29 protein-coding genes are annotated in these 25,921 nt (G+C 70.2%); 12 read left to right on the top strand and 17 right to left on the bottom strand.

Going from position 1 to position 25,921, the window contains the following annotated elements:
* Window positions 1-63 precede the first annotated feature (63 nt).
* On the top strand, window positions 64-1,317 hold the full coding sequence (locus tag ACRQ5B_RS04270) for an FAD-dependent oxidoreductase (RefSeq protein ID WP_432397268.1): 1,254 nt from the start codon (window positions 64-66) through the stop codon (window positions 1,315-1,317).
* A gap of 3 nt (window positions 1,318-1,320) precedes the next feature.
* Here the strand turns inward: ACRQ5B_RS04270 and ACRQ5B_RS04265 are convergent, their stop codons facing one another.
* The 10 genes from ACRQ5B_RS04265 to acsA form a co-directional block, all read right to left on the bottom strand.
* Window positions 1,321-1,956 carry a DUF305 domain-containing protein gene (locus ACRQ5B_RS04265; RefSeq protein ID WP_432397265.1) on the bottom strand — a complete coding sequence of 212 codons (636 nt, stop codon included), beginning with the start codon at window positions 1,954-1,956 and terminating at the stop codon, window positions 1,321-1,323.
* A 129-nt stretch (window positions 1,957-2,085) separates the two neighbouring features.
* Window positions 2,086-2,526, bottom strand: coding sequence for a DUF6153 family protein (locus tag ACRQ5B_RS04260; protein WP_432398696.1), 441 nt, complete (start codon window positions 2,524-2,526; stop codon window positions 2,086-2,088).
* Window positions 2,527-2,593: 67 nt separating this feature from the next.
* Complete coding sequence (locus ACRQ5B_RS04255) at window positions 2,594-2,710, bottom strand: sulfocyanin-like copper-binding protein (protein WP_432398695.1); 117 nt, start codon at window positions 2,708-2,710, stop codon at window positions 2,594-2,596.
* Window positions 2,686-3,156 (bottom strand): sulfocyanin-like copper-binding protein, encoded by a 471-nt coding sequence (locus tag ACRQ5B_RS04250; RefSeq protein ID WP_432397263.1) that lies wholly within the window; start codon window positions 3,154-3,156, stop codon window positions 2,686-2,688. The genes ACRQ5B_RS04255 and ACRQ5B_RS04250 overlap by 25 nt, the downstream gene beginning before the upstream one ends.
* Window positions 3,153-3,410 carry an SHOCT domain-containing protein gene (locus ACRQ5B_RS04245; RefSeq protein WP_432397260.1) on the bottom strand — a complete coding sequence of 86 codons (258 nt, stop codon included), beginning with the start codon at window positions 3,408-3,410 and terminating at the stop codon, window positions 3,153-3,155. Before ACRQ5B_RS04245 ends, ACRQ5B_RS04250 begins: the two co-directional genes overlap by 4 nt.
* Before the next feature lie 24 nt (window positions 3,411-3,434).
* Window positions 3,435-3,677, bottom strand: a complete 243-nt coding sequence (locus ACRQ5B_RS04240; RefSeq protein WP_432397257.1) for an acyl carrier protein — start codon at window positions 3,675-3,677, stop codon at window positions 3,435-3,437.
* Window positions 3,678-3,700: 23 nt separating this feature from the next.
* Complete coding sequence (locus ACRQ5B_RS04235; RefSeq protein ID WP_432397254.1) at window positions 3,701-5,176, bottom strand: dihydrolipoamide acetyltransferase family protein; 1,476 nt, start codon at window positions 5,174-5,176, stop codon at window positions 3,701-3,703.
* On the bottom strand, window positions 5,169-6,149 hold the full coding sequence (locus ACRQ5B_RS04230) for an alpha-ketoacid dehydrogenase subunit beta (protein WP_432397251.1): 981 nt from the start codon (window positions 6,147-6,149) through the stop codon (window positions 5,169-5,171). Before ACRQ5B_RS04230 ends, ACRQ5B_RS04235 begins: the two co-directional genes overlap by 8 nt.
* Window positions 6,088-7,161, bottom strand: a complete 1,074-nt coding sequence (pdhA, locus tag ACRQ5B_RS04225; protein ID WP_432397249.1) for a pyruvate dehydrogenase (acetyl-transferring) E1 component subunit alpha — start codon at window positions 7,159-7,161, stop codon at window positions 6,088-6,090. Before pdhA ends, ACRQ5B_RS04230 begins: the two co-directional genes overlap by 62 nt.
* Complete coding sequence (acsA, locus tag ACRQ5B_RS04220) at window positions 7,158-9,014, bottom strand: acetate--CoA ligase (RefSeq protein WP_432397247.1); 1,857 nt, start codon at window positions 9,012-9,014, stop codon at window positions 7,158-7,160. Before acsA ends, pdhA begins: the two co-directional genes overlap by 4 nt.
* A 154-nt stretch (window positions 9,015-9,168) precedes the next feature.
* On the opposite strand from acsA, the gene pyrE reads away from it, so the two are divergent.
* The 4 genes from pyrE to ACRQ5B_RS04200 all read left to right on the top strand — a co-directional run bounded on the left by pyrE (window position 9,169) and on the right by ACRQ5B_RS04200 (window position 12,389).
* Window positions 9,169-9,753, top strand: coding sequence for an orotate phosphoribosyltransferase (pyrE, locus tag ACRQ5B_RS04215; RefSeq protein WP_364136340.1), 585 nt, complete (start codon window positions 9,169-9,171; stop codon window positions 9,751-9,753).
* A gap of 107 nt (window positions 9,754-9,860) precedes the next feature.
* On the top strand, window positions 9,861-10,634 hold the full coding sequence (locus tag ACRQ5B_RS04210) for a GAF and ANTAR domain-containing protein (RefSeq protein ID WP_432397244.1): 774 nt from the start codon (window positions 9,861-9,863) through the stop codon (window positions 10,632-10,634).
* 84 nt (window positions 10,635-10,718) lie between these two features.
* A complete protein-coding gene (locus ACRQ5B_RS04205; RefSeq protein WP_432397242.1) occupies window positions 10,719-11,264 on the top strand; it encodes a hypothetical protein in 546 nt (181 codons plus the stop codon).
* An 87-nt stretch (window positions 11,265-11,351) separates the two neighbouring features.
* Window positions 11,352-12,389: a thioesterase domain-containing protein gene (locus tag ACRQ5B_RS04200; protein ID WP_432397240.1), complete on the top strand. Its 1,038-nt coding sequence runs from the start codon at window positions 11,352-11,354 to the stop codon at window positions 12,387-12,389.
* A 4-nt stretch (window positions 12,390-12,393) separates the two neighbouring features.
* Here ACRQ5B_RS04200 and ACRQ5B_RS04195 read toward each other — a convergent pair whose 3' ends face one another.
* Window positions 12,394-13,206, bottom strand: a complete 813-nt coding sequence (locus tag ACRQ5B_RS04195) for an HAD-IIA family hydrolase (RefSeq protein ID WP_432398694.1) — start codon at window positions 13,204-13,206, stop codon at window positions 12,394-12,396.
* A gap of 103 nt (window positions 13,207-13,309) precedes the next feature.
* On the opposite strand from ACRQ5B_RS04195, the gene ACRQ5B_RS04190 reads away from it, so the two are divergent.
* Window positions 13,310-13,972, top strand: coding sequence for a TrmH family RNA methyltransferase (locus ACRQ5B_RS04190; RefSeq protein ID WP_432397237.1), 663 nt, complete (start codon window positions 13,310-13,312; stop codon window positions 13,970-13,972).
* Window positions 13,973-13,993: 21 nt separating this feature from the next.
* On the opposite strand, the gene ACRQ5B_RS04185 is transcribed toward ACRQ5B_RS04190, so the two are convergent.
* Window positions 13,994-15,163 (bottom strand): N-acetylglucosamine-6-phosphate deacetylase, encoded by a 1,170-nt coding sequence (locus ACRQ5B_RS04185; RefSeq protein ID WP_432397235.1) that lies wholly within the window; start codon window positions 15,161-15,163, stop codon window positions 13,994-13,996.
* A 161-nt stretch (window positions 15,164-15,324) separates the two neighbouring features.
* Between ACRQ5B_RS04185 and fbaA the strand changes: the two genes are divergently transcribed.
* Both fbaA and ACRQ5B_RS04175 read left to right on the top strand, forming a co-directional pair.
* A complete protein-coding gene (gene fbaA / locus ACRQ5B_RS04180; RefSeq protein ID WP_432397232.1) occupies window positions 15,325-16,344 on the top strand; it encodes a class II fructose-bisphosphate aldolase in 1,020 nt (339 codons plus the stop codon).
* A 2-nt stretch (window positions 16,345-16,346) separates the two neighbouring features.
* Window positions 16,347-16,772: a DUF3151 domain-containing protein gene (locus tag ACRQ5B_RS04175; protein ID WP_432397229.1), complete on the top strand. Its 426-nt coding sequence runs from the start codon at window positions 16,347-16,349 to the stop codon at window positions 16,770-16,772.
* Window positions 16,773-16,864: 92 nt separating this feature from the next.
* On the opposite strand, the gene ACRQ5B_RS04170 is transcribed toward ACRQ5B_RS04175, so the two are convergent.
* Together ACRQ5B_RS04170 and ACRQ5B_RS04165 are read right to left on the bottom strand one after the other, a co-directional pair.
* Window positions 16,865-17,494: a uracil-DNA glycosylase gene (locus ACRQ5B_RS04170; protein WP_432397226.1), complete on the bottom strand. Its 630-nt coding sequence runs from the start codon at window positions 17,492-17,494 to the stop codon at window positions 16,865-16,867.
* 159 nt (window positions 17,495-17,653) lie between these two features.
* Window positions 17,654-18,874, bottom strand: a complete 1,221-nt coding sequence (locus tag ACRQ5B_RS04165) for a cobalamin-independent methionine synthase II family protein (protein WP_432397223.1) — start codon at window positions 18,872-18,874, stop codon at window positions 17,654-17,656.
* Between the two features lie 421 nt (window positions 18,875-19,295).
* On the opposite strand from ACRQ5B_RS04165, the gene ACRQ5B_RS04160 reads away from it, so the two are divergent.
* The 4 genes from ACRQ5B_RS04160 (at window position 19,296) to ACRQ5B_RS04145 (ending at window position 22,871) form a co-directional block, all read left to right on the top strand.
* On the top strand, window positions 19,296-20,585 hold the full coding sequence (locus ACRQ5B_RS04160; protein ID WP_432397220.1) for an adenylosuccinate synthase: 1,290 nt from the start codon (window positions 19,296-19,298) through the stop codon (window positions 20,583-20,585).
* A gap of 430 nt (window positions 20,586-21,015) precedes the next feature.
* Window positions 21,016-21,492: a hypothetical protein gene (locus ACRQ5B_RS04155; RefSeq protein WP_432397217.1), complete on the top strand. Its 477-nt coding sequence runs from the start codon at window positions 21,016-21,018 to the stop codon at window positions 21,490-21,492.
* A 90-nt stretch (window positions 21,493-21,582) separates the two neighbouring features.
* Entirely contained in the window at window positions 21,583-22,131 is a 549-nt protein-coding gene (locus ACRQ5B_RS04150; protein ID WP_432397215.1) for an RNA polymerase sigma factor, read from the top strand.
* Window positions 22,128-22,871, top strand: coding sequence for a hypothetical protein (locus tag ACRQ5B_RS04145; RefSeq protein WP_432397212.1), 744 nt, complete (start codon window positions 22,128-22,130; stop codon window positions 22,869-22,871). Before ACRQ5B_RS04150 ends, ACRQ5B_RS04145 begins: the two co-directional genes overlap by 4 nt.
* Window positions 22,872-22,878: 7 nt before the next feature.
* On the opposite strand, the gene ACRQ5B_RS04140 is transcribed toward ACRQ5B_RS04145, so the two are convergent.
* The 3 genes from ACRQ5B_RS04140 to sfnG are packed head-to-tail and all read right to left on the bottom strand — an operon-like array spanning window position 22,879 to window position 25,921.
* Window positions 22,879-23,373 (bottom strand): CoA-binding protein, encoded by a 495-nt coding sequence (locus ACRQ5B_RS04140; RefSeq protein WP_432397209.1) that lies wholly within the window; start codon window positions 23,371-23,373, stop codon window positions 22,879-22,881.
* Window positions 23,373-24,728 carry an O-acetylhomoserine aminocarboxypropyltransferase/cysteine synthase family protein gene (locus ACRQ5B_RS04135; RefSeq protein ID WP_432397206.1) on the bottom strand — a complete coding sequence of 452 codons (1,356 nt, stop codon included), beginning with the start codon at window positions 24,726-24,728 and terminating at the stop codon, window positions 23,373-23,375. Before ACRQ5B_RS04135 ends, ACRQ5B_RS04140 begins: the two co-directional genes overlap by 1 nt.
* Window positions 24,728-25,921, bottom strand: coding sequence for a dimethylsulfone monooxygenase SfnG (gene sfnG / locus ACRQ5B_RS04130; protein WP_432397203.1), 1,194 nt, complete (start codon window positions 25,919-25,921; stop codon window positions 24,728-24,730). Before sfnG ends, ACRQ5B_RS04135 begins: the two co-directional genes overlap by 1 nt.

Below are 25,921 nucleotides of genomic sequence, written 5' to 3'. Positions count from 1 at the left end.
CCGCGCGGAAATGCGCCCTCCCCGGCCCTGCCGCCCGGGTCCGGACCGGCGTAGCGTATGTCCATGGAGTCCACGGGATGTGTGGTGGCGGGCGGCGGTCCGGCCGGCCTGATGCTGGGCCTGTTGCTGGCGCGGGCCGGCGTGCGCGTGACGGTAGTGGAAAAACACGCTGACTTCCTCCGCGACTTCCGCGGCGACACCGTCCACCCATCCACGGTCCGGCTGATCGACGAGCTGGGACTCGGTGAGGAGTTCCGCCGGCTGCCACAGAGCAAGTTGCGGAGCGTGGTCCTGCCGGTGCCGGGCGGTCCGCCGGTGACCCTGGGCGACTTCGCGCTGCTGAAGCCCCCGTACGACTACATCGCCATGATGCCGCAGTGGGATTTCCTGAACTTCCTGGCGGCCGCCGCGGCCGAGGAGCCCGGCTTCACCCTGCTGATGAGCCACTCCGCCACCGGCCTGATCCGCGACGGCGGCAGGGTCCGCGGCATCCGCCTGCGCCGCCCGGACGGCAGTGAGGAAGACCTGCGGGCGGACCTGGTGGTGGCGACCGACGGCAGGCATTCCGCGCTCCGGGCCGCGGCCGGCCTGGCCCCGAGGGAGTTCCCCGTCCCCTTCGACACCTGGTGGTTCAGGCTCCCGCGGCATGCCGAAGAAGCCGGCGAGGTGGCCGGCCTGATCCCGGCACTCGGCCCGGGCGAGGCGCTGATCGCCCTCAACCGCACCGATTACTACCAGATCGCGTACTTGGCGCCCAAGGGAGCGGACGCGCGGATCCGGGCCGAGGGGGTGGAGGGCTTTCGACGGCGGATCGCGGCGCTGCGGCCCGACCTCGCCGACCGGGTGGATGCCATCGGGTCCCTCGATGACCTGCACTGGCTGGACGTCCGGCTGGACCGGCTGCGGTCCTGGCACCTGAACGGGCTGCTCTGCATCGGCGATGCGGCCCACGCTATGTCCCCGGCGGGCGGCGTCGGCATCAACCTCGCCATCCAGGATGCCGTCGCCGCCGCGAAGCTGCTGGCCCCGGCCCTGCTGCGGGGCACCGTCGGTGCCGGGGACCTGGAGAAGGTGGAACGACGGCGTCGCCCGCCCACCGTGATCGTGCAGACCGCGCAGCGCCTGATGCACCGGGCGATTTTTGGTCCGGTGATGGCCGGGAAGCGGACCAGGGTGCCGGGCCTCGTGATCCTGCTGGCCCGCCGGCTCCCGGCCATCCGCGGCCTGATGCCACGGCTGATTGGCTTCGGGCCGTTGCCCGAGCATGCCCCGGCGTTTGCGCGCCGCGCCGGGACAAGCCCGCAGGCCCGGACCTAGCGCCTAGAGGGTCGGCAGCAGCCCCTGCATCTCCTTGATCTCGGCCTCCTGGGCTGTGACGATGCTCTTCGCCAGCGCCACGGCCTCGGCGTTCTTCCCCTGGGTGATCTCGGTCTTGGCCATCGTGACGGCGCCCTGGTGGTGGGCAATCATCTGGGTCAGGAACAGTTTCGCCGCCTCGGTCCCCTGGGCGGCCTTCAGGCCGTTCAGGTCGTCGTCGCCCATCATTCCCTCCATGGTGTGGCCGGGGGGCATGGTGGCGGACTCGTTCCAGGCCTTGAGCCAGCCGGTCATGGTGGCGATCTCCGGGCCCTGAGCGGCCTTGATCCTGTTGGCAAGGTCCTTGACCGGCGCGGGGATGCCGCTCTTGCCCAGCATCAGGTCGCTCATCTCCACTGCCTGCTGGTGGTGGGGGATCATGCCCTGGGTAAACATCGTGTCCGCGGCGTTGTGGTCCGCTGCCGCGGGAGGGGTGCTGTTGGCGGATGCGCTGCCGGACATGCTCCCGTGGTCCATGCCGTTCATGGAATTCATCGGGGCAGAAGTTCCGCTCGAGCCGGAAGCGCAACCGGCGAGGGCAATGGCGGCGGCGACGGCGGCGGCGGCGGCGGACAGGGCAAGGTACTTCTGGGTTTTCATCGGGGTCCTTCGGATCGTTTCGGGCGCTCAGGCGCCCGCGGAAGAGGTATGCGTCATTGACGCGCCGGCCAGGCCCTTCGGGTAGTCGGCGGTGCGTGCTCCGGGAACTTCACGGCGCGCTCTCTTCTTTTACGTCCGGCTGATGCAGAGGTCGCCGGGGGATGGGCTCCCGGGACGATAGGACCAGCGCGGGGCCGCCACGGAGACGCCGGAGGGCGGGGTGGCGACGGCGACACCGGTGCCCGGCGGCGGGGCCGCGAAAGACGCCGACGCCGCGGCAGGAGTGCAGGAGGGATCCATGGTGTGCATTCCGGTGCCGCCATGCGGGCCGGTGCAATGGTCGTCGACCGCCGTCCCCGGCTGCTGCCGGCCAGCGTGGTTGTGGCCAGGCATTGCGGCGCTGTGGACGGCGGCAGAGGCCTCCGCCGGGGTGTTGTGCCCGTCCATTGGCGTGAGCGCCATGACGTGCATTCCGAGGATGCCGGCCATCAGGGCCAGGGACAGCAGGACCATCCGGGCACGGTGCAGGACGGCCATCATGCTGGCGGCCCGTCCGGTCACGGCGATCATCCCTCCTGGTGGAAGCAGCTGATCCAAGGCTACCTTTTCACCTTTGGGAGTCCCGCCGGGGCGGGGCTCAGGTGACGGTGATCTGGGTGTACATGCCGGCCTCGTAGTGGCCGGGGAGGTTGCAGGCCAGCTCGTACCGGCCCGGCGGCAGCGTGAGGGTCACCCAGCCCGAGGTGCCGGGCAGGAGTCCCTCGCCGGAGCCTTCGCTGCAGCTGGCGGAGACCTCCCCGAGGCTGCCGCCTTCGTCGATGGTGCCGTCCGGCCCGACCGGACGGGTGCCGGGGACCTGGTTGTCGGGCAGGGGAGGATCACCATCTCGTGGCTGATGTTCCCGGCGTTAGTCACCAGGAAGGAGACCGTGCCGTGGGGGACGGCGCCGCGGTCGGCCCGCAGGCGCATCGCCCCGCCCATCATGCCGTTCCGCGGTCGCATGACCGGTCCGCCCATGTTGGTCAGCGTGACGTTGACCTGGGTTCCGGTCAGGGCCGGGACGGTACAGCCGCCCGCCGGCCGCCCGCCGGGGCCGGCCGGGTTGCCCAGGAGCGCGACGGCCAGGAGGCTCAGCACGGTCAGGAGGACGACGGCGGCGGCCGCCGCGAGGTTCTGGCCCCGCGGAGACAGTCCGCTCATTCCCGCCGCCTCAGGGCCGCCCGCCGCGCGGTGAGTTCCTGCTCGTCGATTTCCCCGCGGGCGAAGCGCTCGTTGAGGATCCGCTCGGCCCCGTCGTGGGCGGGGCGCTCGGGGAAGCCGTGGCCGGGGTGGTGGGGCCTGCGCAGCAGGAGCACCACCACCGTGACCACGCCGCCCCAGAAGACCAGCATCAGCAGGGCCATGACGATCCAGCCGCCGGTGCCCCACCCGTGTCCATACCAGCCGTTCATCATGGCCGTTCCCTTTCCGTCCGGTCCCTATCCGTGGCTGCCGAGGTAGCCGACCAGTCCGTCCACCGTGGCGACGGCCGGGTAGTCGCGCTCGGGGATGTCGACCCCGGTGTCCGTGTCGATCACTTCCACCAGCCGGAGGAAGTCCAGCGAGTCCAGCTCCAGGTCCTGGCGCAGCCGGGCGCCGCCGTCGACGTCGTCCAGATCGACGTCGGGCGCCACCTTCCGCAGCGCCGCGCGGACCGCCTCCCGGGCGTCCTGTTCGTTCATAGCCTCTCCGTTCCCGCTCGTGGTCAAAGCTCTTCGGGTGCTTGCAGCAGTTCCCCGATCCGGGCCAGGTAGCGGCCGCCGCGGAGGCCGTCGCTGACCCGGTGGTCGGCCGAGAGGGTGGCGGTCACCGCATGCCGCACGCCCAGCATCCCGTTCTCCGCCCACGGCTGTTCCTGCACCCGGCCCAGGCCCAGCAGAGCCACCTGCGGCGGGTAGATCACGCCGAAGACGCTGTCGACGCCGAGGTCGCCCAGGTTGGTCACGGTGAGCGTGGGATCCGCCATTTCTGCCCGTTGCAGCCGTCCGGCCCGCGCGCGGCCCACCAGGTCGCGGAGTTGGGCCATCAGTTCGTCCACGGTGAGGGTGTCCGCGTCATGCAGGGCCGGCGCCACCAGGCCGCCGTGCCGCAGGGCCACGGCCACACCCAGGTGCACCGACGGGCTGGGCCGGAATTCGTCGTCGACATAGAAACCGTTGACCTCCGGGACGTCCCGGGCGGCGAGCGCGGCGGCCTTGAGCAGCAACGCGGACGCGACCAGCCGGGCGGCCACGGGCCGCTGCGCGTTGACGTGCTGCATCCAGTCCATGGCCGCGCGCAGGTCCAGCGTGGCACTGAGGTAGTAGTGCGGGATGGTCTGCTTGGAGCGGGACATCAGCGAACCGATCGCCCGCCGGAGCGCCGCGGTCCGGTCCGTTGCCGGGGTTTCGGGGGCGGCCGGTTGTGCGGGGGCGGGTGGCTCCGGCGTGGTCTGTTCCGGCCAGCTCTGTTTCTGTTCGGTCAGTTCCGGAGCAACGGGGACTGTCCGCGTTTCGGCTGCTCCTTGCACGTCCGGCACCGTCACGGCGCCGTCCGGGCCGGTCCCGGCGAGCGCGGAGAGGTCGACGCCGAGCTCCGCGGCCAGGCGGCGCGCACGCGGGGCCGCACGCACCCGGCCAGGCTCCATCGCGCCCGGTTCGGACTGGCCCTGCTCCGGCTGGCCGGCGGCAGCTCGGGCGGGGCCCGGTCGTGCCGCCGCGGCGTGTTCGACATCGGCGCGGGTGATGGCGCCGTCCCGGCCGGTGCCATGGATCCGGTCCGTGTCCACGCCGAGCCGGTGGGCCAGGTGCCGGACCGGCGGCGCGACAGGTGGCGGGCCCGGCGGCTGCGGCGGAGAGGACGGCCCCGAAGACTCAGGAGCAGGAGAGGCAACGGGCGGGACCACGGCGCCAGGCCCGGCCGCGGACGCTGGGGGAGCCGCCGGCGTCGGTCCGGGGACCTCGGCGGGGGTCTGCGTGATCCGGGCCACCGGTGTTCCCACCGGCACGGTCTGGTTCAGCCCCACCAGCAGCTCCGCCACGACTCCCTCCTGGAAGGACTCGATGTCCATGACGGTCTTGTCCGTGTCCACCACGGCCACCAGGTCTCCGCGGCGGACGTAGTCGCCGGGCTTGACCAGCCATTCGACGATCTTTCCGTGGTCCATGTCCGCCCCCAGGGACGGCATCAGGATGTCACCCACGCGCCCCCACCGCCCCGCGCGCGGCCGCGACCACCCGCTCGGCTGAGGGCAGCGCCGCAAGTTCCAGGTGCTTGGAGTACGGGATGGGCACCTCGGCGCTGCACACCCGGGCCACGGGGGCGTCGAGTTCGTAGAACAGCTGTTCGCCGAGCCGGGCGCAGATCTCGGCGGAGATGCTGCCGCTGCGCCAGCCCTCATCGACGACGACGGCGCGGCGGGTCCGGCGCACTGCCGCGAGGATGGTGGCCTCGTCCAGCGGGCGGAGGGTACGCAGGTCCAGAACCTCGGCGTCGATCCCGTCCCCGGCGAGCAGGTCCGCGGCCTCCAAGGTCAGCGGCAGCGTCCCGCCGTAGGTGATGAGGGTGATGTCGGTGCCGGGCCGGCGGACGGCGGCGGTGGTGATATCGACGGCGCCGGCATCGTCGGCGAGCTCGCCCTGGACGTTGTAGAGCGAGCCGTGTTCGAAGATCAGCACAGGGTCGGGGTCATCCAGCGCGGTCCAGAGCATGCCGCGGGCGTCCTCCAGGGTGGCGGGGGCGAGGATCCGCAGCCCCGGGATGTGCGCGTACCAGCCCTCGAGGCTGTGGGAGTGCTGGGCGCCGAGCTGCCGGCCCGCCCCGGTGGTCATCCGGACCACCAGTGGGACGTGGAACTGCCCGCCGGACATATGGAGCAGCGAGGCGGCGTTGTTCATCAGCTGGTCCAGGGCCAGCAGGCTGAAGTTGACCGTCATGATCTCGACGATCGGACGCATCCCGCCCAGCGCCGCCCCGATCCCGGCTCCGACGAAGCCGGACTCGGAGAGCGGCGTGTCCCGGATGCGCTCCGGCCCGAACTCCTCCAGCAGGCCCAGGCTGACGGCGAACGAACCGCCGTACGCGCCCACATCCTCGCCCATCAGGAACACCCGGTCATCGCGCTGCAGCGCCTCCCGGATCCCCGCGCGGAGGGCCTCCCGGTAGCTGGACTTCATGGCCGGCTCCCGGAACCGTCGGAACCCCGGCGGCGCCGGAACCCCGGGAGGCGCCGGCCTCGCTGTAGACGAAGCGCTCCAGGTCCGTGACCGGCTCGGGCGTCCCGGCCTCCGCGAACGCGACGCCGGCGGCGATTTCGGCGTCGGCGTCGGCCTGGAGCTGTTCCCAGTCCGCGTCGGAAAGGCTGCCGGAACCCGCCAGCGAGGTGCGCAGCAGCGTGATCGGGTCCCGCTCCTGCCAGCGCGCCACCTCGGCCTTGTCCCGGTAGCGTTCCGGGTCGAACATCGAGTGGGCCCGGAACCGGTAGGTGCGCAGCTCCAGGAAGTGCGGCCCGCCGCCGGCCCGGACCGCGTCCACCGCGCGGCGCGCGGTGTCCTCCACCGCCAGCACGTCCATCCCGTCCACCGCCCAGGCGGCCATCTCGTAGCCTGCGGCCTTGAGGGCGATGTCCGTCTGCGACTCGGACCGGCCCAGCGCGGTGCCCATCGCATAGAGGTTGTTCTCGCAGCAGAACAGCACCGGAAGCTGCCAGAGCGCGGCGAGGTTCATGCTTTCGTGGAATTCGCCCTCCGCGACGGCGCCCTCGCCGAAGAAGCAGGCGGTGACGCGTGGCCGGCGCGCCAGCTTGTCCGCGAGCGCCAGGCCCACCGCCAGCGGCAGCCCGCCGGCCACGATCGCGTTGCCGCCGTAGAAGCGGGTGGCCGCGTCGAACAGGTGCATGGACCCGCCCCGGCCCCGGCAGCAGCCCTCGACGTTGCCGTACATCTCGGCCAGGATGGCGCCGGCGGAGACCCCGCGCAGGAGGGCGTGGCCGTGCTCGCGGTAGGTGGCGACGACGGCGTCCTCCGGGCCCAGCGCGGACAGCACCCCGGCGGCCACCGCCTCCTCGCCGATATAGACGTGCAGGAACCCGCGGATCTTGGCGGCACTGTAGAGCTCGACGCATTTTTCCTCGAGCCGCCGCACCCGGAGCATCTGCCGCAGCAGGTCCACGGCGTCAGGGCCGCTCACGCCGGGTCCCCGGACGAGCCCGGGAGAGCGGGCTGCGTTGCGTCGGACGCCGGGCCGGCCTCGATGGTGGAGGTGTCGCCCTCCGGCAGGCCCAGCTCGCGGGCCTTCAGCAGCCGGCGGAGGATCTTGCCGCTGCGGGTCTTCGGCAGCGCCGCGGTGAAGTCCAGCAGCCGCGGTGCCACGGCCGGGCCCAGCCGCTTACGGGCGAACGCGATGATGTCCAGCCGCAGCCCTTCGGACGGCTCGACGCCGGGGCGGAGTTCCACGAACGCCTTCACCACCTCCCCGGCCACCGGGTCCGGGACGCCGATCACTCCCGCCTCGGCCACGGCGTCGTGCTCCATCAGCGAACTCTCCACCTCGAAGGGGCCTATCAGGTGCCCGGAGGACTTGATCACGTCGTCCCCGCGGCCCACGAACCAGTAGTAGCCGTCGGCGTCGCGCCGGGCGAGGTCACCGGTGAGGTACCAGCCGCCGGCGAAGCACTTCCGGTACCGCTCCTCCTCGTTCAGGTAGCCGCGGAACATTGAGGGCCAGCCCGGCCGCAGCGCAAGTTCGCCCATGGTGTCCGGGTCAGTGACCAGCACCGCCGCCCCGTCCCGGACCACCGCCTTGTCCGCCTCGTCCCGGACCACCAGGGCCGCCTCGATGCCCGGCAGCGGCCGCCCCATCGACCCGGGCCGGATCTCCGTCGCGGCGAAGTTGGCGATCATGATCCCGCCGGTCTCGGTCTGCCACCAGTTGTCGTGCACGGGCTGGCCGAAGGCTTCCCGGCCCCAGAGGACCACCTCCGGGTTCAGCGGCTCGCCCACGCTGGCGACGAACCGCAGCGCGGACAGGTCATGGCCGGCGGCGCGCTCCGCTCCGGCCTTCATCAGCATCCGCAGGGCCGTGGGCGCCGTGTACCAGACCGAGACGCGCTCGCCGGCGAGGATCCGGTACCAGCGGTCCGCGTCCATTTCCTCCTCGTCCACAATGCTGGTCACGCCGTGGCTGAGCGGGGCCAGGACGCCGTAGGAGGTGCCGGTGACCCAGCCCGGGTCCGCGGTGCACCAGTAGATGTCCTCCGGGTGCAGGTCCAGGGCGAAGGTACCGGTGGCGTGGTGGGCGGTGACGGCGTCGTGGACGTGGATGGCGCCCTTGGGCGTCCCGGTGGTTCCCGAGGTGAAGTGCAGCAGCGCCATATCCTCCGGCTGCGTCGCGGCGATCTCCTCGTCCGCGGGCGCCTCCGCCAGCAGCGCGGCCAGGTCCAGCGTGCCCGGCTCCGGGTGGCCGTCGGTGTCGGCGAGCAGGACGTGCCGCAGCTCGGGCAGGGCGTCCCGCTGCGGTGCGATCTTCCGCCGGTACAGCGCCCGGGTGGTGACCAGGGCGCGGGCGCCGCCCAGCTGCAGGCGCTGCCGCACCGGTTCGGGGCCGAACGCGGAGAACAGGGGACAGAAGACGCTGGCGTTCTTGAACGTGCCCAGCATGGCGGTATAGAGGGCGGGGCTGCGGCCCAGGAGCGAGAAGACGCGCTCGCCGCGGCCGACGCCGAGTCCCCGCAGCGCCGCGGCGAAACGGTTGCTCCGCTCGGCAAGGTCCGCGTAGGTCAGGGCGTGGGCGCCGCCGTCGGCCCGGATGAACCGCAGCGCCTCGCGGCCGCCGAGGCCGGCCGCCACGTGCCGGTCCGCCGCCTCGTAGGCGATGTTCAGGCCCCGGCCGCCCGGAAGGCCCGAGAGTTGCCGCCGGGCCTCGTCCCAGCTGAACGCGGCGCGGGCGGCGACGTAATCGGTCAGATGGGGCCGGACCCGGAAGCTGCCGGGGTCCTTCCCGATGGCCGGCCAGCAGAGCGAATGCGCGGTTCCTGCCGTCATGGTTACATCGGACGCCCCCGCCCCGCCGGTGCCAAGAGCCCTTAGTCCCGGCGCCAGAGCGGGGGAGGCGGGCGCCAGAGCGGGTCCGGGCGGCGCCGTGAGGGGCAGCCGTGCCGGGCACGTCCGCCCCGGCACTGCCACTAAACTGGGTGCCATGACAGCCTCCACTGACACCGCGGCCGACGCCGCCGCCGCCCGCGCCCGCCTCCTGGAACTGATCAAGGAACTCGCCGTCGTCCGCGGCAAGGTCATCCTCTCCAGCGGCGCCGAGGCCGACTACTACATCGACCTGCGCCGCATCACCCTGCACCACGAGGCCTCCCGCCTGGTGGGCCAGGTCATGCTGTCCCTGCTCGACGACGCCGGCATCGACTTCGAGTGCGCCGGCGGCCTGACCATGGGCGCCGACCCCGTGGGCACTGCCGTGATGCACGCCGCCGTCGACGCCGGCCGCCCCGTGGACGCCTTCGTGGTCCGCAAGGCGCAGAAGTCCTATGGCATGGGCCGCCAGGTGGAAGGCCCCTCCGTGGAGGGCCGCAACGTCCTGGTCCTGGAGGACACCTCCACCACCGGCGGCTCCGCGCTGACCGCGGTCGAGGGCGTGCGGAAGGCCGGCGGCAACGTGGTGGCCGTCGCCGTGATCGTGGACCGGGCCACCGGTGCCAAGGAAAAGATCGAAGCCGAAGCCGGCGTGCCCTACCTGTTCGCTTTCGGCAAGGACGAACTGGGCCTCGACTAGGAGTTTCCCCCGCAGCGGAATCCACTGGACCGGGTTTGGGGCCCGACTTATCATTTCCTCAACACCCGCGCCGGCATGCCGGCGCCTGCAGCCGGAGAACACTGCCCATGCTCCCTTCCCATGACCACACCGAGACCGACCTTGGAACGCTGGTGGACCAGGTCCAGAACCTCATCCTCGACAGCGGCGACTTCGAGGAGTTCCTGAACGACCTGGCGCGGTTTTCCGCGCACCAGGTGGCCGGCGACGGCGAGGACGCACTTTGCGGGATCACCCTGTTGCGGGACCGGAAGGCCGCGACGATCGGCTGGAGCAGCGACGACGCGCGGGCGATCGACGAGATCCAGTACCGGCTGGCGCAGGGTCCCTGCCTGACGGCGGCGCAGGAAGAACGCGAGGTCTACGTCCCCGACCTGCTGGACGAGGAGCGCTGGGGTCCTGAGTACGCGGCGGCGGTGGCCTCGTACGGCCTGCGCTCGGTGCTCTCCGTCCCGTTCCACCTGCAGGGCGAGGCGCAGGCGGCGCTGAACCTGTACTCCGACGTACCGCACAAGTTCGACGGCGAAGCCGCGGACAAGGCGCGTCACTACACCCGGCAGATCAGCCAGGCGCTGCGCATGGCAGTGCGCAGTTCGCTGCACGCGGACAGCGCCAGCAACCTGCGAGCCACCCTGGAGTCCCGCACGGTGATCGACATGGCCATCGGCATCGTCATGGCCCAGAACCGCTGCGACCAGGAAACCGCGGTGCGGATCCTGACCGACGCCTCCAACCACGGGAACATCAAACTCCGCGACGTCGCGACTTCCCTGGTGAAGTCCGTCGGTGGTTCCGGCACCCGGACCCACTACCAGGAGCCGGGTCGGCAAGCCGCGGGCTGATCCGGCAACTTGTGCAGGTAGTATTCGGCCGATAGTCTGAGCGAGGTTGAGCCGTCGGCCAAAGATACCTTCTTTGGAGTACCTATGGACCATTCCCTGAACGTTCAGGTTAAGCTCGACGTCGGACTCGACATCGTCCGGATCGATGTGGCGGGCGCCCTGACCCGCGAAACCCGTCCGGCCCTGCTGCAGCTGATCCAGCGCATCCGCCGCTCCGGTTTCACTTGGCACATCCGCGTGGACCTCTCCCGCTCGCCGTTCGTCGAATCCGCCGCCCTCGCCGGCCTCCGCCACGATCTCAACGCCATCGACTGCCAGAGCCGCCATCTCGACCTGGCCGGCGCCCCGTCGCTCGGCGCGGGCGTCTCGCTGGAACTGCAGTGCTCCGGGACCGCGACCGGCAGCGTCTTTGAGGACCTGGACTTCGCCGCCGGCGCCCCATGCCATGCCGCCAAAATCCGCCCGCTGGGCCGGTACTCCGACGCCGAACTGCTGGCGGCCTCGGACAGCGCCTTCAGCAAACTCGACGATCCCGCCCGCGGCGCAGCCTCCGAGCTGCTGGCCCACTACGAGGACATCCGGTTCGAGATGTCCCGGCGCGAATTCGACCGCGAAACCGAAACCCTCTGACCTGCCCGGGCGCCTCCTGCCCGGCGCCGCCGCACCTCCTGAATCGGCGCATTTTCCCGTGGCCGCCGCAGTGGTTACGGTTGTAGTGTGCCGCGTGAGACCGAAGTGACGGAGGGCGGAACCGCCGAGGCGGATGCCCGGCTCCTCCGGCACGCCGCCGAACTGAAACGGTTCTCCCGGCGAAACTTCCTGATCGGCGCAGGCACCGCGGGACTCCTGGCCGGGGACATGCTCTTCACCCGCCGCGTCCAGGCCGAGCGCCGGGTGAACAAGATCCTTACCGTGCCCGACGACGTCGCCGAACGCTACTACCCGCGCGCCAGCTGGATCCTCTTCCCGGGCTTCAAGACCAGCTGGGAGGAGGCCCAGTGGATCCTGAACTCCCTGCGCGGCGCCATGAACAAGCGCGGCCAGCTGGCCGCCGTCGGCTACTCCAACCTGGGCCTCGAGATCGACAAGATCGTGATCGCCGTGATCGAACACGTGCGCGCCCACAAGCTCGAAACGCTCTACTTCTACGGCCACAGCTTCGGCGGGATGGTCGCCGTGCAGGTGGCGGCCCGCCTGCTGGAACTGCACGGCGTCAAGGTGGCCCTCATCCTTTTGGACTCCAGCCCCGCCACCAGCAGCGACGTGCTGGACCAGAGCTGGTTCGAGGGGGTGGTGTTCCTCTACGAGAGCGGCGTCCGGTTCCCCACGGTGCTGCGCGGCGGCTACGAGCTGGGCGAACGGGTGCTCAACAAGCACGAGCGCACCTGGGGCCAGATCCTGGACCAGACCCTCGAGCAGCTCTCCCCGATCGCGCCCTCCAGCGTCCTGATCCAGAGCGAGTCCGCCTACATCTACCACTTCGACCCGGGCCGGTTCGTGGGCAAGCTTGGCGACGCCAAGATGGCGTTCATCGGCAACCCGGCGGACCAGACCGTCAGCTACGAGACGGCCCGGGACTCCTGGATGCTGCGGTTCGCGGGCAACATGGTCTCCGACTCGCTGCAGACCGACGGCGCCCGGCCGGCCCACGCCAGCCCCCAGTGGAACCCGGGCATCTACAAGCAACTGGTCGAGCAACTGCAGGACCAGATCCTGCCCCTCCCGGCCGGCGGCGGCCGGAAGGTGGCGTTCTAGCGGCCTAGATCTGGTTCTTGAGGTCCGCCACCGAGTTCAGGATCTGGTTGGGCCGGAACGGGTAGGCCGCGATGTCGTCCTTGTGGGTGATGCCGCTGAGCACCAGCACCGTGTGCAGGCCCGCCTCCATGCCGGCGATGATGTCCGTGTCCATCCGGTCCCCGATCATGGCCGTGGTCTCAGAGTGCGCGTCGATCTGGTTCATCGCGGACCGGAACATCATGGGGTTCGGCTTGCCCACAATGTAGGGTTCCCGGCCGGTGGCCTTGGTGATCAGGGCGGCGATCGCCCCGGTGGCCGGCATGGGGCCGTCCTTGGAGGGGCCGGTGGCGTCCGGGTTGGTGGCGATGAACCGGGCGCCGCCCAGGATCAGCCGGATGGCCATGGTGATGGCCTCGAAAGAGTAGGTGCGGGTCTCGCCGAGCACCACGAAGTCCGGGTCCTGGTCGGTGAGGATGAAGCCCGCCTCGTGCAGCGCCGTCGTCAGGCCCGCCTCGCCGATCGTGTAGGCGCGGTTACCGGAGTCGGAGCCGCGGACCTGGTCCTTGAGGAACTGCGCCGTGGCCAGCGCCGAGGTCCAGATGTTCTCCTCGGGGATCTCCAGACCGGAGCTGCGCAGCCGGGCGGCGAGGTCCCGCGGGGTAAAGATGGAATTGTTGGTCAGCACTAGGAAGCGCCGGGACGTGTCCACCCAGCGCTGGATCAGTTCGGCCGCGCCGGGGATGGGCTGGTTTTCGTGCACCAGCACGCCGTCCATGTCCGTCAGCCAGCACTCAATGTCCTGGCCGCTGCGGTACACCGACGCGGTGGAACGCATCTCGTCCGCGTCCTGCCGCTGCTCTGAGTGGTGCTCTGACTGCTCCGCCATGGTGCCCTCCGCCGATAGTGTTCCGCTACTGCTCCCAGTCTAATGTTGAGGAGTGACCCAGCCAGAAGTACCGCCAGCAGCAGAACCTGAACCCGGGCAGGAACCGGAGATCGGCGTCGGGCCCTGGACCGGCCCGCTGCCCGAGGGGGACCACTGGGACCCGGACCTGCTGGCCGACGGGGACCGGCGCAACGTCCTGGACAAGTACCGGTACTGGAAGCACGAGGCGATCGTCGCCGAGCTGGACTCTCGCCGCCACAACTTCCACATCGCCATCGAAAACTGGCAGCACGACATGAACATCGGCACCGTGGTCCGGACGGCGAACGCCTTCCTGGCCAAGGAGGTGCACATCATCGGGCGACGGCGGTGGAACCGTCGCGGTGCCATGGTCACCGACCGCTACCAGCACGTCCGCCACCACCCCACGGTGGAGGACTTCGTGGGCTGGGCGCAGGGGGAGAACCTCGCGATTATCGGGATCGACATCTTCCCGGACTCGGTGCCGCTGGAGACCTACGAACTCCCGCGCGACTGCGTGCTGGTGTTCGGCCAGGAGGGCCCCGGCCTGACCCCCGAGGTGCACGCCGCGGCGGTGGACACTCTCTCCATCGAGCAGTTCGGCTCCACCCGGTCCATCAACGCCGCCTCGGCCGCCGCGATCGCGATGCACGCCTGGATCCGCCGGCACGTCTTCAACCAGCTCCCCGGCTAGGCCGGCGGCCAGGCCAGTTTTTTAGACGGGCAGGCCCGCGGCGAACACCGCCGTGACGGCCAGGTCCTCATCCAGCAGCACCGCGTCCGCCTGGTACCCCGGCGCCAGCAGGCCCAGGTCCGCGCCCCGGCCGATTGCCCGCGCCGGCGTCCCCGTCAGCGCCGTCACCGCGTCCGCCAGCGGGATGCCCGCGTCCCGCACCGCCCGGCGCAGGGCCGCGTCGAGCGTCAGGGTGGACCCGGCGATCGGACCCTCCGCGTCCCCGGTCCCGGCCAGGCGGGCCACCCCGCCGCGCACCGTCACGGGCAGCGTGCCCAGCCGGTAGTCTCCGTCCGCGGCGCCGGCCGCGGCCATCGCGTCGCTGACCAGCGCCACCCGGCCCGGGGCCCCGGTGAAGGCCAGCCGCACCATTTCCGGGTGCACGTGGACGCCATCGTTGATCAGCTCAAGGGTCACGCCGAGGGAACGGAACGCCGCGGCAACGGGCCCGGGCTCCCGGTGGTGCAGCCCCGGCATCGCGTTGAAGGCGTGCGTGAGGATGGAGGCGCCGGCGTCGAACGCGGCCACGGCGGCGTCGTACCCGGCGGCGGTGTGACCGACGGCGACCGCGACGCCGGCATCCACCAGGGTGCGGAGGGCCGCCATCGCGCCGGGCAGTTCCGGGGCGAGGGTCCACTGCCGGAGCGTGCCGCGTCCCGCCGCCAGCAACGCCGCGACGTCATCCGGGTCCGGGGCGCGGAGCAGGGCCGGGTCGTGGGCGCCGCGGAAGGTAGCGGCGAGGAAGGGGCCCTCCAGGTGCGCGCCCAGGACCAGCGGGTCCGCCTCGGCCGCATCAGCGACGGCGGCGAGCCGGGCCTCCAGGTCCGGCCGGGCCGCGGTGACGAGGGAGAGCACCAGCCGGGTGGTGCCGTGCCGGTGGTGGGTGGCCAGGGCCCGGCCGATCGCGTCAGGTCCGTCGTCGAACGCGGCGCCGCCCCCGCCGTGGCAGTGCAGGTCGATGAAGCCCGGCACCAGCCAGCGCCCGGCCGCATCCGTGATGGCGCACCCGGGCTGCGCCAGCGCCCGCCAGCCGTCTCCGGACCCGATGGCCGCGACGATGCTACCGGCGAACGCCACCCAGGCGTCGGCGGTGATGGACCCACCGGAGACGAGGCGGGCGGAGTGGATGATGCGGGTGGGCTGGCCGGGCATGATGCTGCCACCCTATCCGCTCCGCTCCGGGGGCAGTGTTACAGCCGGGAGTGAGCGGAACCACTGCCCTCCGGCGGGAATGGCTAGGATGGTGCGTAGCCGACGAGGTTCACCCCAGGGGTCAGCCCAGCCCGCAGACGAAATTCACTTAAGGAGTCAGCATGCCCATTGCAACCCCAGAGATTTACTCCGAGATGATCGACCGCGCGAAGACGGGCGGTTTCGCTTTTCCCGCCGTCAACGTGACCTCCTCCCAGACCCTGAACGCCGCCCTCCGCGGCTTCGCCGAGGCCGAGTCCGACGGCATCGTCCAGGTCTCCACCGGCGGAGCCGCTTACTGGTCCGGCGCCTCCACCAAGGACATGGTGGCCGGCTCCCTGGGCTTCGCCGCGTTCGCCCGCGAGGTCGCCAAGAACTACGGCGTCAACATCGCCCTGCACACGGACCACTGCCCCAAGGACAAGCTGGACGGGTTCGTCCTGCCGCTGCTGGCCGCCTCCGAGGCCGAGGTCAAGGCCGGCCGCAACCCGCTCTTCAACTCCCACATGTGGGACGGCTCCGCCGAGACCCTGCAGGAGAACCTGCGGATCGCCCGTGATCTGCTGGCCCGCACCGCGGCCGCCAAGATGATCCTTGAGGTCGAGATCGGCACGGTCGGCGGCGAGGAAGACGGCGTCGAGAACGCCATCAACGACAAGCTGTACACCACGGTCGAGGACGCCCTCGCCACCATCGACGCCCTCGGCGCCGGCGAGAACGGCCGCTACATCACTGCCCTGACCTTCGGCAACGTGCACGGCGTGTACAAGCCCGGCGGCGTGAAGCTGCGCCCGGAGATCCTCAAGGACATCCAGGAGCAGGTGGGCGCCAAGATCGGCAAGGCCAACCCGTTCGACCTGGTCTTCCACGGCGGCTCCGGCTCCTCCGAGAAGGAAATCGCCGACGCGGTCTCCTACGGCGTGATCAAGATGAACATCGACACCGACACCCAGTACGCCTACACCCGCCCGGTGGTGGACCACATGTTCCGCAACTACGACGGCGTCCTGAAGATCGACGGCGAGGTCGGCAACAAGAAGATGTACGACCCGCGCGTCTGGGGTGCCTCCGCCGAGGCCGGCCTGGCCGCCCGCGTGGTCGAAGCCGCCCAGCAGCTCGGCTCCACCGGCAAGACGTTCTAACCGTGTCGGACGAATTCCGGAAGAACCTGCTGGGCCCCGAACCCACCCTCCTGCCCGCGGAGACCGAGGTCACCGCTGGCCTGGAGGCCGGTCACGAGGCCCTGGACCTGGTGGAGAAGCACCCGACGTCCTCGCTGCTCTGGGCCGTACTGGCCGAGGAAGCGTGGAAAGAGGGCCGGACCATCGATTCCTACGCCTACTCCCGCGTCGGCTACCACCGCGGCCTGGACTCCCTCCGGCGCAACGGCTGGCGCGGCGCCGGACCGATCCCCTGGGAGCACGAGCCGAACCAGGGCTTCCTGCGGGCCCTCTACTCGCTCGGCCGGGCCTCCGCCGCGATCGGTGAGGCCGAGGAGCCGGAGCGGATCGAGAAGTTCCTGCAGGAGTCCGATCCCACGGCCAAGGCCGCCATCGAGGCGCGCGGCTGACCCTGCGCCGCCCCGGATGACCCGGGACCCAACGGCGACGGCGGGTGCCCACCGAAAGGTGGACACCCGCCGTCGCGGTTTAGTTGTGGTGGTCAGGCCTTCGCCAGGCCGGTGCGGGCCATCGCGTCCGCGTAGGCCACGCGCATGTCCTCGAGGTACTGCTCCTGCCGCGCCGGGGTGCCGGCGAAGGCTCGGCCGCTGAGCGACCGGACCTTGTAGGTCTTCAGGCCGCGGCGCCAGATCATCGGCACCTCGGTCTTCAGCAGCAGGTTGGCCAGCCGGTTGGCCTCGGTGCCGTGGGCGACGATCACGGAGGCGCGTGGGACCAGGGCCAAGAACTTCAGCAGCGGCTTGAGTCCGGCGGAGATCTGGTCCGGGGTGAACTTGCCGTTGGGCTCCCCCTTGACGTGCCACGGGTGGACGTTCCACGGCATCACGAACTCGGGACGCAGGCCCAGCTTCCACTGGATGCCCAGCAGCCGGGTGGCGGCGTCGGAATCGCCGGCGGTGATGAACCCGGACGGGTCCGCCGTGCCGATGTTGGAGAACAGGCTCACGATGCGGCATTCCTCCACGTCGTGGGCGGGATCGACGTAGGGGACGGTGGTGCCGGCCTTGGCGGTCTGGAGGGTGTCGCACAGCTCGTTGACCGGAGCGACATTGGCCTCGTAGCGGCGGTCAAAAAGCTGTTCGCGGAAATTTTCAGTGGCCAGGGCTGTCATATGGTGCTGGGTCTCCTGCGGGATTGGTAACGCCGCCAGACCGGCCGCAGGCGCGCCAAAGTAAGGCACGCCGCAGCCGGTGTGGTGTGAAAATGTGGTGTGGGCCGGAACCTGTCCGGCCTTTACCAGTCTACCAAGATCCCGCCGGCCGGCCGCCGGTCACCAAAGTCGCTTGGTGGCCCGCCGTGCTCCCTCGCCCAGCGCCTCCAGCTTGGCGAAGGCAATCTGCGGGTGGACCCGGCCACCAAGGCCGCAGTCCGTGGAGGCGATGACGTTCTCGCGGCCCACCAGTTCGGCGAAACGCACGATCCGGTCCGCCACCAGGTCCGGGTGCTCTACGACGTTGGTGGCGTGCGAGACGACGCCGGGGATGATCGACTTGCCCTCGGGAAGCTTGGTATCCTCCCAGACCCGCCACTCGTGCTCGTGCCGGACGTTGGCCGCCTCGAAGGAGTAGGCGCCGGCGTTGACCTGCAGCACCGAGCCGATGATGTCCTGGAACGGGATGTCCGTGGTGTGCGGGCCGTGCCAGGAACCCCAGCAGACGTGCAACCGGATCTGCTCCTGCGGCAGGTCCCGGAGCGCCCAGTTGGTGGCCTCCACCCGGAGCTGGATGAACTTCCGGTAGTCCTCCAGGCTGGGCTCGGGGTTGATCTGGTCCCAGCTCTCGGCCAGCGACGGGTCGTCCAGCTGGACTGTCAGGTCGGCGTCGATGATGGCCTTGTACTCCTCGCGCATGGCATCCGCGCAGGCGTAGAGCAGTTCCTCGTCGCTCTGGTAGTACTCGTTGGCCACCCGGGCGCAGGACCCGGGGGAGAGGGAGGCGACGAAGCCCTCCGTCAGGCCCGCCGCGGCGAGCCCGGTCCTGAGGTTGGCGACGTCGGAGGCCACCAGTTCCTGGCCCGTGTAGGTCAGCGGCCCGGCGATCTTGGGCTGGGTGACCGACTTGCGGTGCGAGAGGATGCCCGAGGACGGATCGTTGTAGGCGTCGTTGAATTTCTGCCGGTCCCGGCGGTCCGGGAAGGACGTCAGGACGATGTGGCCCGGCGAGGAGCGGTGTACCTGGGCATCGGCCCAGCGGTCCACGTTGGTCGGTTCCAGGCCGCCGAGGCGGGAGAAGGAGTAGTTCCACCAGGCGCCGTAGTCCACGGAACTGGACATGGTGTGGCCGTATTCGCCGTCGTTGGCAATGTCGATGCCCAGGTCGCTCTGGCGCTGCACCACGTCCTTGACCGAGGTTTCCAGCAGGTCCAGGAATTCGGGGGTGAGCCCGTCCTTTTCCTTGGCCTCGTTCGCGGCGATCAGCTCCGGGGTGCGGGGCAGAGACCCGGCGTGGGTGACGCGGATGTGGTCGGTGTTCTGGGACGAGGGGGAGGTCATGGCTCGGTTTCCTTTCCATCGGTCCTGGCGGTAGCACCGTGGCCGGCCGCGGCAGCCGCCTTGAGGGGCGGTCCGGGTCCGGCGGGGTTGCTGCGGCGTCAACGGTCCAGGTCCCTCGGCCGCTCGGGATGGTCACTCCCACTACATTCCACCCGGGGGCCGCCCGCAAGTTACGCCCACAATGTGTCGCGGGCCCGTGGTGGCGGCCAAAAACGCGCCGCCGGCGCCGTCGTCGGCTAAACTTGGGTGGTAAGAGCCCCTGACTCCGGCGTTGACGGCACAGTCCACAGCAGTACGTAGTAGGACGAAACGTAGTGGTACTGCCCGCAGCGGTAGAGTCGGGGCATTCTCATGAACGGTGCCGGACTGCGGAATCACCTGGTGGACCGCTGCACGGCCCGAACGAATGGGGGAGGATCCCATGCCAGCAATCGTGATCGTCGGAGCCCAGTGGGGCGACGAGGGCAAAGGTAAAGCCACCGACCTGCTCGGCGGCCGCGTCGACTACGTCGTCAAGCCCAACGGCGGCAACAACGCCGGCCATACCGTCGTCGTAGGCGGTGAGAAGTACGAGCTGAAGCTCCTTCCTGCCGGCATCCTCAGCCCCAACGCCATCCCGGTGATCGGCAACGGCTGCGTGGTGAACCTCGAGGCCCTGTTCCAGGAGATCGAGGGGCTCGAGGCCCGCGGCGCGGACACCTCCAGGCTGCGCGTCTCCGCCAACGCCCACCTCGTTGCGCCCTACCACCAGGTGCTGGACAAGGTCACCGAGCGGTTCCTCGGCAGCCGCGCCATCGGCACCACCGGCCGCGGGATCGGCCCGGCCTACATGGACAAGGTGGCCCGCCTCGGCATCCGCGTTCAGGACGTCTTCGACGAGTCCATCCTGCGCCAGAAGGTCGAGGGCTCGCTGCGGCAGAAGAACGAACTGCTGGTCAAGGTCTACAACCGCCGCGACATCGAGGTGGACGAGATCGTGGACTACTTCCTCTCCTTCGCCGAGCGTCTCCGCCCCCTGGTGGTCGACAGCACCTTCCTGCTGAACACGGCGCTGGACGAGGGCAAGGTGGTCCTCATGGAGGGCGGCCAGGCCACGTTCCTCGACGTCGACCACGGCACCTACCCGTTCGTGACCTCATCGAACCCGACCGCCGGCGGCGCGTCCGTGGGCTCGGGCATCGGCCCCACCCGGATCTCCCGCTCGATCGGCATCATCAAGGCGTACACCACGCGCGTCGGCGCCGGACCGTTCCCCACCGAACTGTTCGACGAGATGGGCGTCTACCTGCAGAAGACCGGCGGTGAGTTCGGCGTCAACACCGGCCGCCCGCGCCGCTGCGGCTGGTACGACGCCGTGCTGGCCCGGCACGCCTCCCGCGTCAACGGCTTCACCGACTACTTCGTCACCAAGCTGGACGTGCTCACCGGCATCGAGCAGATCCCGGTCTGCGTGGCCTACGACGTCGACGGCGTCCGGCACGATGAGATGCCGATGACCCAGACCGAGTTCCACCACGCGAAGCCCATCTTCGAGTACTTCGACGGCTGGACCGAGGACATCACCGGCGCCCGCACCCTGGACGACCTGCCGGAGAACGCCCGCAACTACGTGCTGGCGCTCGAGAAGCTCTCCGGCACCCGGTTCTCCGCGATCGGCGTCGGCCCGGACCGCGACCAGACGATCGTGGTCAACGACCTCATCAACGACTGACCTGATCTAGGGCTAAGGCCCTTACAGCGCCCGACGGCGGCGTCCCACCCGGAACGGTGGGGCGCCGCCGTCGCCGTCTAACCCCGGACAACCCCCGACAACCCCGGAAAAAAACGCAAGAATCCGCGGCGGAACGGTCCTCAGAAAAAGAAATAAAAGAATATTCCGGATCCGCGTAACCTTTCCGGCCCTTCCGGCGATTACCCCTATGTAAGCGCCGCACGGGACCTGGACCCCAACCACGTTCCGCGGCGCGGCCGCGAAGCTACCGCACGGCACCCGCCCCCATCGGGCGCCGCGGGCTTCGCCGGACGGATCCGACCGGCACCTGCCCCCATCAGGTGCCGACGGGATCCCCACTGTAAGAGCCGGCGGGCGCCCGCCCCCATCGGGCGCCGCCGGCCCTCCACAACCAAAGGATGTAATTTTCATGAAGAGTGTTAGCAAGACCACCAAGATTGCTGTCGGCGCCGCCATTCTCGCGGTCGGAGGCTTCTCCGGAATCGGCCTGGCCAACGCGGCCCAGGTCTCGAACACCCAGCAGGCTGAAGTGAGCAACGCTACGCCCGCCACCCCGGCCGTTCCCGCGGTTCCGGCGACCCCGTCGCTGCCCGCCGTTCCGGCTACCCCGGCCGTTCCGGCTGTGCCGTCCGCTCCCGCCGTTGACGGTGCCGCCAAGGGCGACGCCTCCGTCAAGGGTGCCGACGAGTCCGCCGAGGGCTCCGTCTCCGCCGACAAGACCGGAGTGACCGTCGACGGCGCCGCCAACGCCAAGGGTGCCGCTGAGGCCCAGGCTCACGCCGGCGTCACCGTCGCCACCCCGGCTGTCCCGGGTGCCAAGGACCTCCCCGCTACTCCGGCCGTCCCGGCCGTCCCGTCGGTGGATGTCCCGCAGGTGAAGAAGTAAGCACTGCCCATCTCCTTTCGGAGGTGACGGGGTGCGGCCGCTAAGATCTTGGGGGCCGCACCCCACAGCAGTAAACGGAAGGAAAGCCTCTTGGCAGACCAGCTGAGCGATGACGAATTGTCAGCCGCCCTGGCTGGCGACCCGTCAGGATTCAGCGCCGTCTACACCGTGATGTCCCCGGCGGTGCTCGGCTATTTCCGGGCCAAGGGCGTCGACGACGCCGAGGCTCTCACCCAGGATGTGTTCGTGGACGTCCTGCCCCGGCTCGGCGGCGTCACCGGCGGCCACAAGGGACTGCGGACATTCATTTTCTCCGTGGCCCACGCCCGGCTGGTGGACCACTACCGCCGCTCGGAACGGGCCCCGCACCACACCCCTTACGACCCCCTGACGGATGACCGGCTCACGGTCTCCGCGGAGGACGAGGCACTCGGATCCCTCGGGGGCCTGACCCACACACTCTCCCTGCTCAACGAGGAGCAACGGGAAGTCCTGGTCCTGCGGATCGTCGCGGACCTCGCCATCGACGAGGTGGCCAGCATCATGGGCAAGAGCCCGGGTGCCATCAAACAGCTTCAGCGGCGCGGGCTCAGTGCCCTGCGCGAACTGGTAACAGAAAAGGACCACGCAGCATCATGACCGGCACCCGCAAACCCCAGCAGGATGGCAGCATCCAGGCGGTGCTCCGTGATGCCGGCCTTGAATCTGCCGCCGAACTCCGCGGGGCCCTGGAAAACCTTCAGGCCCTGATCCCGGAGCAGGCCCCCGCCCCCCGGGCCGACCTCGCGGCCCTGCTCGCCGCCGGCGCCCCCGCAGCAGCAACCTCCGATGAAGCCGTCGACTCCGTCGCGGAGCCCCCGCTCCCCGAGGGCGTCGCCAGCCTGGCCGCGCACCGCCGCAGCCGCGGAAACCGGCGCCGGATGGCCTTGGTGGGCGGCGCCGTCGTCGGCGCCATGACCCTCGGCGCGGGTGCCGTGGCTGCCGCCAGCCAGGACTTCCGCGACAGCGTCGGCCACACCGTGGGCAGCATCTTCCAGCCCGCCGGCAACGCCCCGGCCCCCGCTCCGTCCACGGTCCGCCCGTCGCCGTCGGACCTGCCGGCCGCCCCGGCACCGGTCCCCGCGCCGGCCGGCACCGTCACGGCACCGACCCTTCAGGCGACGGCTCCGGGCGCGGTCCCCGAACCGGTCCGGCCCAGCACCTCGGCCACGCAGCCGGGCCTCGGCCGCGACGTCGGCCGGACCGGCGTGCTGCCGACCCCTTCGCAGCGGCCGGTCACCCCGGTGATCCCCGGCGCCGACGGCCGGGGCATCCCGGTCAGCCCGCTGCCCACCGTCCCGGCCATCCCCGAGGTTCCGGACGGGACGGGGCAGCGCTGATCCCGGCTCAGGCCAGGACCTGCCGTTTCGAGGAGATGACTCCGGTGTCGAAGCCGGCCAGGTGCAGGCCGCCGTGGAAGCGGGCGTGCTCGATCTTCACGCACCGGTCCATCACCACATTCAGCCCGGCCGCCTCGGCCTCCTTGGCCACGTCCTCGTGCCAGGACCCCAGCTGCAGCCAGAGCGTCTTGGCGCCGGCGGCGATCGCCTCGTCCAGCACGCCCGGCAGGTCATCGTGCTTGCGGAACACATCGACAATGTCCGGGCTCTCCGGCAGGTCCGCCAGCGACGCGTAGCTTGGCTGGCCCAGGATCTCTTTCACCACCGGGTTCACGAAGTAAACCTTGTACCGGGTGGAGGACTGCAGGTATGTCGCCACGAAGTAGCTGGCCCGGGACGGCTTGTCCGAGGCGCCGACAATCGCGATGGACTTCGCCTGGCGGAGCAGGTTCAGCCGCTCCGGCGCGGACGGTCCGGTCCAGGTGCGGGTTGCGTCGGTCATCAGTTCGCTCCAATCGTGCAGGCTTCGGCGGACAGTTTTTCCGGTTCCGCGGATACGCCGTCGGCCGAAATATCAGACGCTGCGGCCAGGGCCTGGTCCAGGTCCCAGAGGATGTCCTCGATGTCTTCCAGACCCACCGAGATGCGGACCAGGTCCTCGGGCACGCCTGCGGATTCGAGCTGCTCCGGGCTGAGCTGCTGGTGGGTGGTGGAGCCCGGGTGGATCACCAGGGTCCGGGAGTCGCCCACGTTGGCCAAATGCGAGGCCAGCTGCAGGGCCTCGATGAACTTCTGCCCCGCGGCGCGGCCGCCCTTGACGCCGAAGGAGAACACGGACCCCGGGCCCAGCGGCAGGTAGGTGCGGGCACGGTCGAAGTGCGGGTGCGAGGGCAGTCCGGAGTAGTTCACGTACGCCACCCGCTCGTCGGCTTCGAGCCATTCGGCCACGGCCTGGGCGTTTTTCAGGTGCTCGTCCAGCCGCTGCGGGAGCGTCTCGATGCCCTGAAGCAGCTGGAACGCGGACTGCGGGGAGAGCGCGGGCCCGATGTCGCGCAGCTGCTCGCAGCGGAGCTTGGTGAGGAACCCGTATTCGCCGAAGTTCCCCCACCAGGAGACGTTGCCGTAGGAGGCCACCGGCTCGGTCATGGTGGGGAACTTGCCGTTGCCCCAGTTGAAGCGGCCGCTTTCGACGACGACGCCGCCCAGGGTGGTGCCGTGTCCGCCGAGGAACTTGGTGGCGGAGTGAATCACGATATCCGCGCCGTGCTCGATCGGCCGCACCAGGTACGGGGTGCTCAGGGTGGCGTCGACGACCAGCGGGATGCCGGCGTCGTGCGCCACCTTCGCCAGCCCGGCGAGGTCCTGGACCTCGGAGGAGGGGTTGGCAACGACCTCGACGAAGATCGCCTTGGTGTTCTCCCGGATGGCCGCGGCGTAGTCCGCCGGGTCCGTGCCGGGCACGAAGGTGGTGTCCACGCCGAAGCGGCGGAGCGTGACGTCCAGCTGCGTCACGGTGCCGCCGTAGAGCTGCGAGGAGGCCACCAGGTGGTCCCCGGCCTGGGTGAGCGCGGCGAAGGTGACGAACTCCGCGGCCATTCCGGAGGAGGTAGCGACGGCGCCGATGCCCCCTTCCAGGGACGCCACCCGCTCCTCGAACGCGGCCACCGTGGGGTTGCCGATCCGGGAGTAGATGTTGCCGTACTTCTGCAGGGCGAAGAGGTTGGCCGCGTCCTGGGTGTCCTTGAAGACAAAGGACGTGGTCTGGTAGATCGGCACGGCCCGGGCGCCGTGTTCGGCGTCGGGGGTGCCGCCGGCGTGCAGGGCGCGGGTGCGGAACCCGAAGGTACGGTCGGCCATTACGCGTTCACCTCAATCTTGGTTGCCGGGATGGCGGACAGGTTTAGTTCGGTGCCGTGCTTGCGGGCCAGGTCGGCCTCGAGTTCGCGCACGATCGGCAGGATGTCCTTGCCGAAGGCGGCCACCTCCTCCTGGAAGTGCAGGTAGCAGGTCAGGAGCAGGTTCACGCCGATCTTCTTGTATTCGACGATCCGTTCCGCGATCTGTTCTGGCGTGCCGATCAGCTGGCTCTTGAAGCCGTCGTTGTACTGGATCAGGTCCTCGAAGCTGGAGTCGGCCCACATGCCCTTGCCGTCCTTGGTGGACGCCCCGGCCTCCTGAACGGCGTCGCGGAAGCCCTCGACGGCGGGTTTGTGCGCCTTGGCGACAATCTCGCGGAGGGTCTCGCGGGCCTCCTTCTCGGAGTCCCGGGCGATCACGAAGCCGTTCAGGCCAAACTTCGGGAAGTCGAGGGCGCCCTCGGTACCGCGCCGGGCGTCGCCGGCCGCCGCAACGACGCCGGCGATGTTCTCCTTGAAGCCTTCCAGGTCCTTGCCGTTGGAGAAGTACCAGTCCGCCACGCGGCCGGCCGTGGCCTGTGCCGCGGTGGAGTTGCCGCCGAAAAAGATCTCCGGGTGCGCGCGGCCCGGGACGTCCACCGGGGCCGGCTGCAGGGTGAAGTCGGTGATGTTGTAGTACTTGCCCGCCTGGCTGAAGTTCTTCTCGGTCAGCAGGCCGCGGAGCACCCGGATGAACTCCTCGGTGCGCACGTAGCGCTCGTCGTGCTCCAGCCACTCGAGGCCGAAGTTCTCGAACTCCGCCTTGAGCCAGCCGGAGACGATGTTCACGGCGGCGCGGCCGTTCGAGATGTGGTCCGCGGTGATCAGGTACTTCGCGAGCACGCCAGGGTGCCACATGCCGGGGTGGACGGCGGCGATCACCTTCAGCCGCTCGGTGGCGGCCAGCAGGCCCAGGCTGAACGAGGTGGCCTCGTGCTGCTTGTCCGCGCCGTAGGAGGCTGCGTAGCGGGTCTGGGTCAGGGCGTACTCAAAACCGGAATCCTCGGCGATGCGGGCCAGCTTCTTGTTGTAGTCGAAGTCCCAGCCGGTGCGCTGTTCGATGGTGGAGACCACCAGGCCACCGGAGACGTTGGGGACCCAGTAGGCGAACTTGAGCGGTTCGGAGAGGCGGGCAACGGTGCTGTTCTCAGTCAT

The sequence above is a fragment of the Pseudarthrobacter sp. L19 genome (genome assembly GCF_050859435.1).
Lineage (GTDB): Bacteria > Actinomycetota > Actinomycetes > Actinomycetales > Micrococcaceae > Arthrobacter.
The sequence above is the reverse complement of the archived record's forward strand: the minus strand, read 5'-3'. Positions and strand labels throughout refer to the sequence as shown.

Coding starts and splice junctions, on each gene's coding strand:
- ACRQ5B_RS04270 (WP_432397268.1), top strand. CDS start 64: ATGGAGTCCACGGGATGTGTGGTGGCGGGCGGCGGTCCGGCCGGCCTG.
- ACRQ5B_RS04265 (WP_432397265.1), bottom strand. CDS start 1,956: ATGAAAACCCAGAAGTACCTTGCCCTGTCCGCCGCCGCCGCCGCCGTC.
- ACRQ5B_RS04260 (WP_432398696.1), bottom strand. CDS start 2,526: ATGATCGCCGTGACCGGACGGGCCGCCAGCATGATGGCCGTCCTGCAC.
- ACRQ5B_RS04250 (WP_432397263.1), bottom strand. CDS start 3,156: ATGAGCGGACTGTCTCCGCGGGGCCAGAACCTCGCGGCGGCCGCCGCC.
- ACRQ5B_RS04245 (WP_432397260.1), bottom strand. CDS start 3,410: ATGATGAACGGCTGGTATGGACACGGGTGGGGCACCGGCGGCTGGATC.
- ACRQ5B_RS04240 (WP_432397257.1), bottom strand. CDS start 3,677: ATGAACGAACAGGACGCCCGGGAGGCGGTCCGCGCGGCGCTGCGGAAG.
- ACRQ5B_RS04230 (WP_432397251.1), bottom strand. CDS start 6,149: ATGAAGTCCAGCTACCGGGAGGCCCTCCGCGCGGGGATCCGGGAGGCG.
- acsA (WP_432397247.1), bottom strand. CDS start 9,014: ATGACGGCAGGAACCGCGCATTCGCTCTGCTGGCCGGCCATCGGGAAG.
- pyrE (WP_364136340.1), top strand. CDS start 9,169: ATGACAGCCTCCACTGACACCGCGGCCGACGCCGCCGCCGCCCGCGCC.
- ACRQ5B_RS04210 (WP_432397244.1), top strand. CDS start 9,861: ATGCTCCCTTCCCATGACCACACCGAGACCGACCTTGGAACGCTGGTG.
- ACRQ5B_RS04205 (WP_432397242.1), top strand. CDS start 10,719: ATGGACCATTCCCTGAACGTTCAGGTTAAGCTCGACGTCGGACTCGAC.
- ACRQ5B_RS04195 (WP_432398694.1), bottom strand. CDS start 13,206: ATGCGTTCCACCGCGTCGGTGTACCGCAGCGGCCAGGACATTGAGTGC.
- ACRQ5B_RS04185 (WP_432397235.1), bottom strand. CDS start 15,163: ATGCCCGGCCAGCCCACCCGCATCATCCACTCCGCCCGCCTCGTCTCC.
- fbaA (WP_432397232.1), top strand. CDS start 15,325: ATGCCCATTGCAACCCCAGAGATTTACTCCGAGATGATCGACCGCGCG.
- ACRQ5B_RS04170 (WP_432397226.1), bottom strand. CDS start 17,494: ATGACAGCCCTGGCCACTGAAAATTTCCGCGAACAGCTTTTTGACCGC.
- ACRQ5B_RS04165 (WP_432397223.1), bottom strand. CDS start 18,874: ATGACCTCCCCCTCGTCCCAGAACACCGACCACATCCGCGTCACCCAC.
- ACRQ5B_RS04160 (WP_432397220.1), top strand. CDS start 19,296: ATGCCAGCAATCGTGATCGTCGGAGCCCAGTGGGGCGACGAGGGCAAA.
- ACRQ5B_RS04155 (WP_432397217.1), top strand. CDS start 21,016: ATGAAGAGTGTTAGCAAGACCACCAAGATTGCTGTCGGCGCCGCCATT.
- ACRQ5B_RS04145 (WP_432397212.1), top strand. CDS start 22,128: ATGACCGGCACCCGCAAACCCCAGCAGGATGGCAGCATCCAGGCGGTG.
- ACRQ5B_RS04140 (WP_432397209.1), bottom strand. CDS start 23,373: ATGACCGACGCAACCCGCACCTGGACCGGACCGTCCGCGCCGGAGCGG.
- ACRQ5B_RS04135 (WP_432397206.1), bottom strand. CDS start 24,728: ATGGCCGACCGTACCTTCGGGTTCCGCACCCGCGCCCTGCACGCCGGC.
- sfnG (WP_432397203.1), bottom strand. CDS start 25,921: ATGACTGAGAACAGCACCGTTGCCCGCCTCTCCGAACCGCTCAAGTTC.